Here is a 13,307-nt window from a genome sequence, read left to right on the forward strand (position 1 = left end):
CGCTATGATCGGCCGCCGCATGCGGCAGGCCCAGGACACCACGATGACCACCGAGCCCTCCAGCCCCGTCCCGCACGGGCGCGACCGCGCGCATGCGGCGATGCTGCTGCTCGTGCTGGCGGCGACGCATCTGGTGTTCAACTTCGTGCTGACGCCGAACAGCCCGTTCCCCAACCACCCGGACGACTTCTCGTTCCTCGCCGGCACGCTCGCCGACATGGGCTGGGACTGGAAGCGCCCGGTGTCGACCAACGTGATCTTCCTGGTCGCCGCAGGCGGCCAGCTGGCGTCCTACGTGGTGCTCAACGCGTCGGCGGTGCTGGTGGCCTGGCTTGCGCTGCTGCTGGTGCGCGATGTCTTCGACGTGCGTCCGGGCGTGCTTGCGGCGCTGGCCTGCGGCGCCGTGCTGTCCAGCCATCCCGCCGCGCTGCAGCACGGCAAGTACCTCGGGCTGATGACCAACCTGGTGTCGCACGGCTTCGGCCTGGCCTGCCTGCTGCTGCTGTGGCACGGCTGGCGACGCGCCAGTGCCTGGCGGTGCGCGCTTGCGGCGCTGGCCTACCTGGCCAGCGCGTTCGCCAAGGAGGATTTCGTGCTGCCGCCGTTGCTGCTCGTCGCGCTGCTGTGGGCGCCTGGTAGCGCATGCCTGCCGGTGGGGCGCGGCGCCACGCCGTGGCCGCGTGGGTCACGGATTGCGCTATCGGTGCTGTTTGTCGCGATTGCCGTCGGCTCGATGGCGTGGCAGGCCTATGACCGGAATCCCTTTGTCGCCGGACTGTTCACGCCCGACAGCAGCAGCGCGTCGTACGCGGTGGAGCTCGCGCCCGCGGCACTGCTGCGTGCGTTTGGCATGTTGTTCTTCGGCTACACATGGGTGGCGACACTGCTGGCCGCTGCGGCATGGGCCGCCCTGTGGGTCGCGGCGCCGACGCTGCGCGTGCGCCTGGCCTGGTTCGCGGCGACGGTGGTCTCGCTCGCGGTGCCGTACGCGCTGATTCCCAACAACATGCCGGTGTACCGGGCGTATGCGTGGCTGCCGTGGATGGCAGCCATCGTCGCAGTCGCGCTGACGTTGCTCGCGCAGCGCGTTCCACGGCACGCGGCGATGCCGCGCCGCGCGGTGCCCGCGCTGGCCGCGATCGCGGTTGCGCTGGGCGCGGCGCTGCTGCACCACGATGCACGGCTCGATCTCGCCGCGCGCTACGCGGCCGGCGAGTCGGTCAACCGGCACATGCTCGACGCCCTCGAGCAGGAGCGTGCCGCGCTGCAGGATGCGCCCCTGGTGGGGCTGCACGGGCTGGGCGAGAACTCGCCCTGGTGCGGCAACGGCACGGTCTACCTGGCCCGCAAGCGGGGCTTTCAACAGCGCTGGCTGGTGTTGGCCCCGGGCGAGACGTCGTGCTACCGGAACCCCGCGCAGGGCGGCCGCAAGCCGCGGCACGACCTGCGGGTGTCAGTTGCACCGCCTGCCCACGCGTGTTCGCAGCCAACGCTGCCGGTGCTGGTGTTCGACGCCCACGGGCGCGGCACGCGCATGACCGGCCGCGACCTGTGCGCCGCCAGCGGCGGTGCCGTGGCCGGACCCTAGGGCGCCTGCGACGCGCCAGTCCGGCCCATCAACTGGCCGGGACGCTCGATGCGCACGCTGTGGCGTCCGCGCGCCGGAATCGCCAGCGCGACCTGGTAGCCGTTGACGCGGAACATCGGCGCGGTGTGGCCGTCGACGGTGGCGCGCCAGCGTGCGGCGGGATCCTCGTTGAGCACCAGCAGGCCAGGGCCGTCCGCATCCACCGTCGCCAGCAGCACCGTGCCTGCGTTGCGCTGCAGGGTGACGCGGCCGCCGATGCGCCCCGGGCCGGCATGCGCCACGGCATCGACGCCGGCGGGCAGGTCGATGGCACGCACCAGCGCGCGCAATGGCGAAACCGGCCCTGCTGCAAGCAGCGTGGTGACCGGGTCGTCCACCACGTCCATGCCACCGGCCAGGAAATACAGGCGCGGCAAGGCATCGGGATGGGTGCGCAGCACCAGGCCCGGGCGCAGGCGCTCGTCGCCGGGGCGCGCATCGGCTTCCGGCCACAGCGACCAGCGCACGCCGTACAGCGCCATGACCAGCGGGGTTGCCTGCGCCAGCAGCCGGTACTTCGCGTACTCGGCCGGGCCGATGCCGCCATGGATCGAGCGGAAGCCATGCATGGTCCAGGCATGCGTCAGCAGGTGGGCATTGTCGATGCTGCCACCGAGCATGAAACGGTAGCGGTCGCGCAATGGCAGCCGTGCGGCCAGCGCCGCGGCGTCGGCATGCGCCTGCACGCGGTCGGCATGGAACAGCATCGCGTCGTCGCGGGCAAAGCGCTTGTTGTGCATGAACGGCGCCCACGCACTGCCCGCCAGCAGCGCCACGCAGGCCAGGGCGAGGGCGATGCCACCGCCGCGCCGAGCGCGCAGGCACCAGCCGAGCGCCGCGAAGGCGACCACCGACGCGAGCAGGGCGCCGCCGCGGTAGCCGCTGCCGCCGGCCAGGGTGAGGGCGGCCGTGGCCGCGACGGCGAACACGCCCAGCCACGCCCACGGATCGCGCAGCAGCGCCGGCGGCGTGCGCAGCCGCAATGACTGCAGGCCCAGCGCGGCGAGCGGCAACAGCAGCACGACCGCCAGGCACGACCACCAGGTCAGTTCGCGCACCTTGTTCGCCAGCGGCACCGCGGCAAGCAGCGATGCCATCGGCAGGAAACACGACACCGCCGCCAGCAGCGCGACCACCAGCAGCGCGCGCGCGAAGCGCGTGGCGGGCAGCACCGGCAACCAGCGCCCGAAGACCGCAAGCGCGGCCAGCACGACCGCGGCCCCCAGGTAGGCATTGCCGATGCCGCGGCGGTATTCGAACGCCACCAGCAGCCCGGCATCGACGGGCGCCAGCGCGTGGTGGCGGAGCGCGGCCACCGGGACGGGCTGGTTGCCGACCACATGCCCGCCCGATTCACCCAGCCAGCGGATCGCGCGCGCGTGGAAGGCCAGGATTTCGGAGAGATAGGGCCAAGTGGCCGCGAACACCAGCGCCGCGGCCAGCGCCAGCCATGCGCTGGTGGTGGCGAACGCACGCCGCGCATCGCTGTCGCGTGCCGGCACGGCCTGCGCCGCGACCGCCAGCCACGCCACGCCCGATGCCCATGCCGCGAACACCAGGTTCTGCGCGGGATGCGCATACACCAGCAGCGTCGCCGCGGCCGCCAGTGCGAACGCCATCGGCGCCTGCGCCCGCCATCCGGGCACCGCGTACAGGCGCGCCTGCGCGGCCAGCACCCAGGGCAGCCAGGCCATGCCGGCGATGATGTGCGGCCAGCCGGCCGCGCTGCGCACCGCGGGGAACCACGGCAGCGCCAGGCCCACCGCGCACGCCAGCGCCATGCGCACGCCGAGCGCGCGGGCCAGCGCGCAGCCGCCTGCACCGAGCAGGGCGAGGTGCAGCATGACGATGAAGTTCAAGCGGTCCAGTGTCGCCGCGGGCGATGCATCCGCCCCCGCCCAGTTGAAATACAGCGGATAAAGCATGTGGTAGTTGGGGTTCGACCAGTTCGACTCTCCGGCCCGCACGCCCTCGGTGTACATCGCGGCCAGCGGGCCTTCCGCGGCGATGGCGCGGCTGGCCTCGTTGAAGAACGCCAGCAGCATGTCGGCCTGGTCCGGGCCGCGCGCGAGGGTTTCGCCCGCGTAGTGGACGCGGGCGATCGCGAACACCGCCGCCATCACCGCGAGCAGCAGCGCCAGCTCGCGCAGCAAGCGCATCGACCAGTGCCTTGCCTGCGGCGGGCGCATGTCAGTCAAGCGTATGCAGCGCGCGGTCGGCAGCCTCGAGCACGCGGTCCATGTGTGCGTCCAGGCCGATCCACATCGGCAGCCTGAACAGGCGCGCGGCGACGTCGTCGGTGATCTCCAGCGTGCCGTGCGCGCGGCCCAGGCGGGCCCCGGCGGGCGAGGAGTGCAGCGGCACGTAATGGAACACCGACAGCACGCCGTCGGCGCGCAGCGATTCCAGGATGCGCGTGCGCGATGCCAGGTCGGGTGCCAGCAGGTAGTACATGTGGGCGTTGTGCTCGCAGTGCGCAGGCACCACCGGGCGGCGCACGCGCCCGGCCTGCTCGTGCGCCTGTGCCCACGCGTGATATCGCGCCCACAGCGCGAGGCGCCCATCGGTGAGCGCGCGCGCGTGGTCGAGCTGGGCCGCCAGGAACGCCGCCGTGATCTCGCCGGGCAGGAACGACGAGCCGAGGTCGCACCAGGTGTAGCGGTCCACTTCGCCGCGGTAGAAGCGGCCGCGGTCGGTGCCCTTCTCGCGGATGATCTCGGCGCGCGCGACCAGCGCCGGGTCGTTGACCAGCAGCGCGCCGCCTTCGCCGCAGATCACGTTCTTGGTCTCGTGGAAGCTGAGCGTGCCCAGCGCGCCAATGCTGCCCAGCGGCCGGCCGCGCCAGCGCGACATGATCCCCTGCGCGGCGTCCTCCACCACCACCAGGCCGTGGCGCGCGGCGATGGCCAGGATCACGTCCATCTCGCAGCCGACGCCGGCGTAATGCACCACGCAGATGGCGCGCGTGCGCGGCGTCACCGCCGCCTCGACCAGGCGTTCGTCGATGTTGAGCGTGTCCGCGCGCACGTCGACGAACACCGGCGTGGCGCCGCGCAGCACGAACGCGTTGGCGGTGGAGACGAACGTGTACGAGGGCAGGATCACCTCGTCGCCGGGGCCGACGTCGGCGAGCAGCGCCGACATCTCCAGTGCCGCGGTGCAGGAATGGGTGAGCAGCGCGCGCCTGGCGCCGGTCTCGCGCTCCAGCCAGGCGTGGCAGCGGCGGGTGTACGCGCCGTCGCCGGACAGGTGACCCGCGGCATGCGCGCCGGCGATGTTGGTGAGTTCGCCGCCGGTCATGTGCGGGCGGTTGAAGGGGATCATGCCGGGCGCACTCATGCGTGCACCGCCTTGCGCGCGATCACCACGCGGCTGCCGCCCAGCGGCAGCCGGATCCCGCATGCCACCAGCGCGCCTTCGATGCGCATCGCCAGGTCGAGCAGCGCATCGACGGGCCGTGGCAACGCCAGTTCGGCGAGCGGGTCATGGGCGGCGCCGGGGCGGCGCGGCCGCAGCCGCGACAGCACCATCAGCGGCAGCAGCACGCCGGTGAAGCTGCCGCTCCAGGTGATCGAGAAGCCCGCGGCGCGCAGCTTGGCCTCCAGCTCGCCGCGCGCGTAGCGGCGCACGTGGTGCGCGGCGACGTCCTGTTCGCTCCACAGCCACGGATGCTGCGGAACGCTCAGCGCCGCGATGCCGCCGGCCCGCAGGGCCTGGTGGATGCTGCGCAGTGCGGCGCCGTCGTCATCGATGTGCTCGAGCACGTCGTAGGCACCGATCGCGTCGAAGCCCGCGTCGAACGGCAGCGCGCGCGCATCGAGCTGCAGCAGGCTGGCGCGCGGCACGCGTGCGCGTGCATAGGGCAGGCTGTCGGCGAGGAACTCGCTGCCGCTGATGCGCCAGCCGGGAAAGCGTTCGGCCACCGCGGCGAGCACGAAACCGGTGCCGCAGCCGACTTCAAGGTAGTCGCGCACGTGCCCGGCATGACGCGCAAGCAGGCGCAGCAGCAGGCGGTTGCGCGCGCGGAACCAGAAGTTGCCGGCCTCGAGCGCCGCCAGCTTTGGAAAGAACGCCGCGTCATAGCCGCCGCTGCGCGCGCCCATCACGTACGGAACCCGGCCTGCACCAGCGCGCAGGCGCGTCCGGCATCGTCGCGCAGCCAGGCATTGGCGCGGCGCCGGCCACCGCTGGCGGCCCAGCCTTGGCGGAGTTCGAGCCTATGGGCGCGGCGCGCATCCGGCACGGCCAGCGGCAGCTGCGCCAGGCTGTCGAGCTGCACCGGCGCGCCACAGGCATCGGCAAGCAGGGTGGCGATGTCGCCGACCGGCAGCGGCCACCCGTCGGCCTGGTCGCGCAGCGCGCCGGCGGCGTAGCCACGTGACACCGTGGGCACGCCCGGCGCACCGAGCATCGCGTTGACATGCAGCGTGTCGTACGCGGCGTACAGGTGGTATCCCTCGCGCGCCCAGACCTTCTGCACGGCGAAGTTGTCGACCTTGGTGGACATGCGCATTTCCGCGAACCCGAGCGCCCGGTAGTGGCGCTGCGTGTGGCGGATCAGGTCGCCGAACAGGCCGCTGCCGGCTTCCGAGGGCAGCACGCCGTAGATGCCGCCGTTGGCGATGCCGGCCGCGGCGTCGGCCTCGCAGCAGGCGAAGGCGACGATGCGCCCCGCGCGGCGTGCCACCCAGCTCGCGGTACGCGCGCCGCCGCGATGGGCCAGCGCCCATTCGCGGTAGCCGGCCAGGGCCAGCTCCGGTGCGAACAGCGGATTGGCGAAGTAGTGGCTGGCGTAGCCGCCGAAACTGGCATCGACCAGTGCGGCCAGCGCGTCGTCATCGGCCGGCGTGGCCGGGCTGATGTCCACGTCGGCATTGGCGGGCGCATGCGGCACGCGGCGCTGCAGGTCGACCGTGTAATAGACCAGCACCCCGGCATCGATCACCTCGAAGCCGAGGCCGGCAAGCGCGCGCACCTGCTGCGACGCACCCACCGGCAGGCGGTAGATGGCGACGTCGGCGGCGCTGGCCAGCAGCGCCGGCAGCGGATCGCCGTCGAGCCGCGTGGCGCGCCAGACATCGAGGCCGAAACGCGCGCTGTCGGGCGCCGAGCGGGCGAGGCCGGCATGCTCAAGCATCGAACACGGGCTCCACCGCGGACGTTTCCCGCTCCACCACGAACGCCGGCCGGCGCTTGCTGTCCTTGAAGACCTGGCCGACGTACAGGCCGACCACGCCGACGCAGAACATCAGGATCCCGCACAGCAGCCAGATCGACGCGATGATGCTGGTGTAGCCGGCCACGCCGGTGCGGCCGCTGAAATACAGCCATACCGCCGCCAGCACCACGGCGAACGAGAACAGCGACACGCCCATGCCCAGCTTGACCACCAGGCGCAGCGGCTTGTCCGAGTGCGACAGCACGATCGACAGCGCAAGGCGGGCGGCCGCGCGCAGGCTGTACGCACTGCGTCCTGCAGCGCGCTCGGCGTGCACCACCGGCAGCGACGCAGACGGCAGGCCGGTCCAGCGCACCATCAACGGAAAGCAGCGCTCGCTTTCGGGCATGCGCAGCAACAGGTCCACCACGCGCCGCGAATACACGCCGAAGTTGGCGACGCGATGGTCCTGCGGCACGCCGGACAGCCAGCCGAGCAGGCGGTAGAAGCACCACGAGCTCAGTCGTTTGCCGAGCGTGTCGCGGCGCCCGGTGCGTTGTGCATGGACGATGTCCACGCCTTCGCGCGCACGCTCCAGCAGCGACGGGATCGCCTCCGGGGCGTCCTGCAGGTCGCAGTCCATCACCGCCACGTGGGCGCCGCGCGCGTGTTCGAGCCCCGCGTAGATCGCCGCGTGCTGTCCGAAGTTGCGCGACAGGCGCAGTCCGCGCACCTGCGGGTGGCGCAACGCAAGGTCCTCGATGCGCATCCAGGCGCCATCCGGGCTGGCGTCGTCGACCAGCAGGATTTCAAGCCGCTCGTGGTCGTCGAACGCGCGCAGGCAGCGCTCCACGAGGTCCTCCACGCAGCCCGCGCAGCCGTAGACCGGCGTGACGATGCTGAGCGTGGGTGGCGATGGCGGAGCGGTGGGCATGGTTCGCGGCGCTGCGGAAGGTGCCGGGCAATAGTGCCGCAAGCCGCGCCCAATGGACATCGCGCCGCCAGGCGCTACGGTGGTCGCCGCTATACTCGCGACCGGTCAACACCGGCACCGAACGCATGCCCTCGAGCCCCGCGCGCGCACCCGGCGCACCGCGCCACGCGCCCCAGCTCGCCTGGCTGCTGGCGCTGCCCGCGTTGCTGGCGATCGCGCATGCCGTCGCGCTCGCCGGCAGCATCGCCAATCCGCTGGTGTACTCCGACAACTGGACCTTCATCGAGACCTTCCTGAAGGTGGCGCTGGAGGAGGGCGCCGGCTTCGGCGATTTCCTCGTCAAGCGGGCCGGCGTCGACCACGCGCAACCGCTGGGCAAGCTGCTGATGCTCGCCAACGCGCGCTGGGCCGGACTCGACTTCATGCTTGAAGCGCGCGTGGCGCTGGCCTGCGTGGTGGCCGGCTGGGTGCTGCTCTGCGCCGTGGTGCTGCGCGGACGCGGCGGGCATGTGCCGGCGGCGCCGCTGGTCGTGTTGTTGCTGGCCGCGATCCTGGTGGTGCAGCTGGCCCCGGCCAGCGTGGATGTCTATGCCTACCCGATGGTGCTGATGGCGCACGCGTTCTACCTGTCGGCCTTCGCCGTGCTGGCCACGTCCTGGCACGCCTACCGCGGCGGGCCCGCGTGGACGCTGGTCGTGGCCATGGCCGCCTGCGGCATCGTCGGCGACGACTCGGCGATCCTGCTGGTCGCCGCCACCGTGCCCGCGCTGCTGCTGGCCGGTGCGCGCGAACAGCGCCTGCGTGGCGCGTGGCGTGTCGTCGCGCTGCTGGTGCTGGTGCTGCTGGCCTGTCGTGGCGCGTACGCGCTGTTCGGCGAGATCCGCGGCAGCACCAGTGCCGATTTCAACGTCGGGCTGGCCGCGCGGGTCGCCGGCCTGGCCGCGCAGTGGCGGGACGCGTGGGCGTGGCTGGCCACGCCGCTCAGCGCGGGGCTGGTGTCGGGCGCGGCGCTGCGCGCGATGCTGGGCGACGGCTGGCTGGCGGCGCGCATCGCGTTGGCGGTGCTGGTGGGTGCCGGGCATGCATGGTTCTGGTGGCGGGCGTGGCGCCTGCGCCCGGGGGCGGCCTGGTTCCTCGCGGTCGCGCTGATGCTGCTGTTCTACGCGATGGTCGCCGGCGTGCTGTTCGGCCGGGTATTCGTGCGTGGCACCGCCTTCCTCGACCAGGGGCGCTACTCGGTGTTCTATCAGGTCGGCATTGTCGCGTTGCTGCTGATGGCGCTGGCCGAGGGCGCGCTCGCGACGGGGCGTTCGCGCGCGCTCGCGTGGTCCGCCGCGGCGGCCTTGCTGCTGCTGCAGCTGCCGCTGGCACTGCACGCCTGGCAGCAGGTGCCGGGCCACCGCGACGCCTACGCGCACATGGCGCGCGACATGGCCGCGATGGCGCGTGACCCGCTGCATCCGCCGGCCGGGTGTGCGGTCGGCGTCGACGTCTGCGTGCGCCCCGAGGCCTCGCGCGTGGCGCTGATGGCGATGCTGGTCGAACATCGCCTGAACCTGTTCTCGCCGCGGTTCCGCGCCCGCCACCCCGAGCTGGCGCGCGCCGCAGGACCGCTGCCGCAGCCCGCGGCGCCGGCGGACTGAGCGGGCGCGTCGCCTACAGGTTCTGGTAGTTCGGCCCCGCGCCGCCTTCCGGCGTTACCCAGGTGATGATCTCGTAGGGATCCTTGATGTCGCAGGTCTTGCAGTGCACGCAGTTGGCGGCGTTGATCTGCAGCCGCTTGCCGTGCGCGGCCTGCGCGTCCTCGACGATCTCGTATACGCCGGCCGGGCAGAAGCGCGTGCAGGGGTTGCCGTACTCCTCGGCGCAGCGCGTCACGCAGACTTCGGTGTCGTGCACCAGCAGGTGCACCGGCTGGTCCTCGTCATGCTCGGTGGCGGCAAAGTACACGCCGGCGAGCCGGTCGCGCGGCGCGAGGTCACGCTTCACGTAGTCGCGGTCCGGCTGCGCCTGGCCACCGAGCCTGTCCAGCGATGACCAGTCGGGCGTGACCTTGAGCGTCCATGGGGTATGCCCGCCGAGCGCCGTTTCCAGCGCCGCATTGGCCAGTCCGAACCACAATCCCTTCTTGAAGCCGGGCTTGATGTTGCGCACCGCGCGCAGCTCGCGCATGGCGTCGGACTCGCGCAGCTTCGCGTCGTAGCCTTCCGCCGCCAGGTCGCCGGCGGCAAGGTGTTCGGCGGCGAGCATGCCGGAACGGATCGCCTGGTGGGTGCCCTTGATCTTGGGCACGTTGAGCAGGCCCGCGGTATCGCCGATCAGCAGCGCGCCGGGCATCTCCACCTTGGGCAGCGACTGCCACCCTCCGGTGACGATGGCGCGCGCGCCGGCGGACAGGATGGTGCCGCCCTCAAGCAGCGGCTTGACCGTGGGGTGGTTCTTCCACTGCTGGAACGCCTCCCACGGCCGGTATTCCGGGTCGCTGTAATCGAGGCCGCTGACGTAGCCCAGCGCCACCTGGTCGTTCTCGAGGTGGTAAAGGAAGCTGCCGCCATAGGTGTTGTTGTCCGCCGGCCAGCCGAGCGAATGCACGATCTTGCCGGGCGTCACGCGGCCCGCGGGCAGCTGCCACAGCTCCTTGATGCCGATCGAATACGCCTGCGGGTCGCTGTCGGCATCGAGCTCGAAACGCTTCACCAGGCGCTTGGTGAGGTGTCCGCGCGCACCTTCGGCGAGCACGGTGACCTTGGCATGGATGTCGATGCCGGCGGTGTAGCCCGCCTTCTCCGAGCCGTCGCGGGCGATGCCCATGTCGCCGATGCGCACGCCGGTGACGCGGCCGTCGGCGGCGTGCAGCGTCTGCGCGGCGGAGAAACCCGGATAGATCTCCACGCCCAGTGCCTCGGCCTGCGGCGCCAGCCACGCGCACATCGCGCCGAGGCTGACGATGAAGTTGCCGTGGTTGCGCATGCCCGGCGGCACCATCGGGAACTTGCGGCCGCCGTCCTTCGTCAGGTACCAGAGCTCGTCCTCGCCGGCCGGTACGCACACCGGCGGCGGGTTGTCGCGCCAGCCCGGCAGCAGGGCATCGAGCGGACCCGGCTCGATCACCGCACCGGACAGGATGTGCGCGCCGATGGTGCTCGATTTCTCGATGACGCACACCGAGATGTCGGGGTTGAGCTGCTTCAGGCGGATCGCGAAGGCCAGGCCGGCGGGGCCGGCGCCCACCGTCACGACGTCGTATTCCATGACATCGCGCTCGGGCTCGGGCACGTCGACGGTGGTGGCAGGTTCGGCTGGCTGGTTCATGCGTGCGGCCCGTATTGCAGTGCGGTGATTGTCGCGGCTCGCGCGGTGCGCGGCAAACCGCCGTGGCGGTGAAGTGCTAGCGTGCGCGCCATGGCGCTCATCCCGGTCACGCTCGAAGGAGCCGATCTCGCGTTTGCTCCGGCCTGGCTTGCGCAGGACGCAGCGGACGCGCTGTTCGCGCACCTGCAGGCCGAGGTGCCGTGGTCCGTGCATCGCATCCGCCTGTTCGGGCGCCTGGTCGATTCGCCGCGCCTGTCGTGCTGGATCGGCGACCCCGGTGCCGGCTACACCTATTCCGGCACGCGCTTCGAACCGCATCCGTGGCCACCGCTGCTGGCGGACCTGCGCGTGCGGGTGGCCGAAACCTGCGGCGAGGAGTTCAACAGCGTGCTCGCCAATCTCTACCGCGACGGCCGCGACAGCATGGGCTGGCACCGCGACGACGAGCCGGAACTCGGGCCGCGGCCGGTGATCGCATCGCTGAGCCTGGGGGCCACGCGGCGCTTCGTGCTGAAAGAGCGGGTTGGCGCCGGTTCGGCGGTCGCGCCGCGGAAGCGGGTGTTCGAGCTTGGCCACGGCAGCCTGCTGCGCATGGCCGGCGACACCCAGCGCCATTACCGCCATGCGCTGCCGCGCACCGCGCGCCCGGTGGGGCCGCGGATCAACCTGACATTCCGCAGGATCCGCTCAGCGCCTTGAAGCGGATGCCGGCGGCGGTGCCGTGCGGGCATGCCCGGCACCGGTGGACAGCGTCCAGCCGGACACGTCGCGGCCAAGCGCCTCCAGCGCGGTGGTGAAGGTGGCGGCAACCGTCGCCACGTCGGTGCCCGCCGCAGGCTCCGCCACGGTGAAGGTGCGCGACGCCACGATGCCCTGCGAGCGCGCATGCAGCAGCTTGGCGTGCAGTTCGATGGTCGCCGCCGGCGTGGCGCGACCGGCGTAGTCGGCCTCGAAGCGGCGCAGGTCGAGCAGCAGGCGATAGTCGGGTGCCACGCCGCTGCCGCGGCGGGACACGCCGGCGATGTGTCCGGAGTCTTCCAGCGTGCGCAGCACCACCTCTTCGACCATGTCGGTCGGCGAGCGCGCCCAGCTGGCACCCGAATACACCTGCAGCTCGCCGGGAGACGGGCGCACCGCGATGCGGAAGGTGTCGACGGTGCGCGCGGCGCTCGGCGGATTGATGGCGAGCTGCCAGTCGACGCGCGGCCACGCGGGGTCGGCGGCCACGCGCGGGTCGGGCGCGTAGATCGCCGCGCGCTCGCGCTCGCCGGCGCCGCCCAGGATCGAACAGGCGCCGAGCGCCAGTGCGGTGGCCGCGACGGCCATGCGTGCGAGTGCGGTCATGGGTTTCATTCGGGTTCGAACTCCTTCGGCGCGTCACGGCCGAGCAGGTAGCGCGCGGGATTGGAATCGAAGCGGTCGCCGATGCGGCGCAGGTCGCGCACCAGCGAACGCAGCTCCGACAGCGTCGGGCCGAGCTGTGCCAGACCGTCGTTGGCGAAGCTGTTGATGGCGTTGCGGTTCTCGCCAAGGATCAGGTCGGCGCTGTTGGCGGCGGAATCCATCTTGGCCAGCGTTGATTCCAGGTCCGCCACCAGCCCGGGCAGCTTGGCCACGAACTCGCGCTCGAGCCCCGTCATCGCGCGGTTGGAGGTTTCCACCACGTCCACCAGGTTCTCGCTGGCCAGGCGTGCGTTGACGATCAGCGCGGCCAGGTCCTCGCGCTGGCCGGCGACCGCGCCCGTCATGCCTTCGATGTTCTCCAGCGTGCGCGCGATGCGTTCGACGTTTTCCTCGCTGAGCACCAGGTCGAGGCGCGCGACCAGGCGGTTGGCGGTGTCGGCGATGTTCTGCAGCGCCGAGGCTTCGGTGAGGATCACCGGGATCGCGCCGTTCTCGCGCGCCTCCAGGTGCGGCGCGTCCGGGCTGCCGCCGGTGAGCTGGATGAAGGTCGAGCCGGTCAGCCCCGTCACCGAGAGCTTGGCGCGGGTGTCGATCTTGACCGGTACGCCGGCCTCCACCCGGATCCGCGCCACCACGCGCCGCGGATCCTGCGGCGCCAGCGACAGCGCGTCCAGCGTGCCCACCGCGATGCCGTTGTACTGCACCACGCTGCCTTCAAGCAGGCCGGTGACCGGCTCGTTGAACACCACGTGGTAGCTCCGCCAGTTGCGGTCGGTGGAGAACTTGGCGGCCCACAGACCGAACACCAGCAACGCGAGCGCCGCGGCCAGGGTGAAGGCGCCGATCAGCACGTAGTTGGCCTTGGTTTCCAT

The 13,307-nt window shown here is 71.9% G+C and carries 11 protein-coding genes; 3 read left to right on the forward strand and 8 right to left on the reverse strand.

What is annotated here, in order from left to right; genetic code table 11:
• Nucleotides 1–43: 43 nt before the first annotated feature.
• The gene (locus tag IDM46_RS02425) at nt 44–1,588 is read left to right on the forward strand and encodes a hypothetical protein (RefSeq protein ID WP_182822871.1); all 1,545 of its coding nucleotides are present in this window, start codon (nt 44–46) and stop codon (nt 1,586–1,588) included.
• On the opposite strand, the gene IDM46_RS02430 is transcribed toward IDM46_RS02425, so the two are convergent.
• From IDM46_RS02430 to IDM46_RS02450, 5 genes are read right to left on the reverse strand one after another with little or no spacing between them, the layout of a single operon-like run.
• Entirely contained in the window at nt 1,585–3,825 is a 2,241-nt protein-coding gene (locus tag IDM46_RS02430; protein WP_185114715.1) for a hypothetical protein, read from the reverse strand. The genes IDM46_RS02425 and IDM46_RS02430 overlap by 4 nt on opposite strands.
• Entirely contained in the window at nt 3,818–4,966 is a 1,149-nt protein-coding gene (gene rffA, locus IDM46_RS02435; protein WP_223878006.1) for a dTDP-4-amino-4,6-dideoxygalactose transaminase, read from the reverse strand. Before rffA ends, IDM46_RS02430 begins: the two co-directional genes overlap by 8 nt.
• Nucleotides 4,963–5,730 (reverse strand): class I SAM-dependent methyltransferase, encoded by a 768-nt coding sequence (locus IDM46_RS02440; RefSeq protein WP_185114717.1) that lies wholly within the window; start codon nt 5,728–5,730, stop codon nt 4,963–4,965. The genes rffA and IDM46_RS02440 overlap by 4 nt, the downstream gene beginning before the upstream one ends.
• The gene (locus IDM46_RS02445; RefSeq protein WP_182822865.1) at nt 5,730–6,764 is read right to left on the reverse strand and encodes a hypothetical protein; all 1,035 of its coding nucleotides are present in this window, start codon (nt 6,762–6,764) and stop codon (nt 5,730–5,732) included. Before IDM46_RS02445 ends, IDM46_RS02440 begins: the two co-directional genes overlap by 1 nt.
• Entirely contained in the window at nt 6,757–7,719 is a 963-nt protein-coding gene (locus tag IDM46_RS02450; protein WP_182822863.1) for a glycosyltransferase family 2 protein, read from the reverse strand. Before IDM46_RS02450 ends, IDM46_RS02445 begins: the two co-directional genes overlap by 8 nt.
• A 125-nt stretch (nt 7,720–7,844) precedes the next feature.
• Here IDM46_RS02450 and IDM46_RS02455 point away from each other — a divergent pair, with 125 nt between their 5' ends.
• Complete coding sequence (locus IDM46_RS02455) at nt 7,845–9,362, forward strand: hypothetical protein (RefSeq protein ID WP_185114718.1); 1,518 nt, start codon at nt 7,845–7,847, stop codon at nt 9,360–9,362.
• Nucleotides 9,363–9,375: 13 nt separating this feature from the next.
• On the opposite strand, the gene IDM46_RS02460 is transcribed toward IDM46_RS02455, so the two are convergent.
• Nucleotides 9,376–11,031, reverse strand: a complete 1,656-nt coding sequence (locus IDM46_RS02460; protein ID WP_185114719.1) for an electron transfer flavoprotein-ubiquinone oxidoreductase — start codon at nt 11,029–11,031, stop codon at nt 9,376–9,378.
• Nucleotides 11,032–11,130: 99 nt separating this feature from the next.
• Between IDM46_RS02460 and IDM46_RS02465 the strand changes: the two genes are divergently transcribed.
• Nucleotides 11,131–11,730, forward strand: a complete 600-nt coding sequence (locus IDM46_RS02465) for an alpha-ketoglutarate-dependent dioxygenase AlkB (protein WP_185115236.1) — start codon at nt 11,131–11,133, stop codon at nt 11,728–11,730.
• On the opposite strand, the gene IDM46_RS02470 is transcribed toward IDM46_RS02465, so the two are convergent.
• Nucleotides 11,719–12,375 carry an ABC-type transport auxiliary lipoprotein family protein gene (locus IDM46_RS02470; protein WP_185114720.1) on the reverse strand — a complete coding sequence of 219 codons (657 nt, stop codon included), beginning with the start codon at nt 12,373–12,375 and terminating at the stop codon, nt 11,719–11,721. The genes IDM46_RS02465 and IDM46_RS02470 overlap by 12 nt on opposite strands.
• A 5-nt stretch (nt 12,376–12,380) precedes the next feature.
• Entirely contained in the window at nt 12,381–13,307 is a 927-nt protein-coding gene (locus tag IDM46_RS02475; RefSeq protein ID WP_182822855.1) for an MlaD family protein, read from the reverse strand.

Origin of the sequence: Luteimonas sp. MC1825 (assembly GCF_014764385.1) — a bacterium.
Classification (GTDB): domain Bacteria; phylum Pseudomonadota; class Gammaproteobacteria; order Xanthomonadales; family Xanthomonadaceae; genus Luteimonas.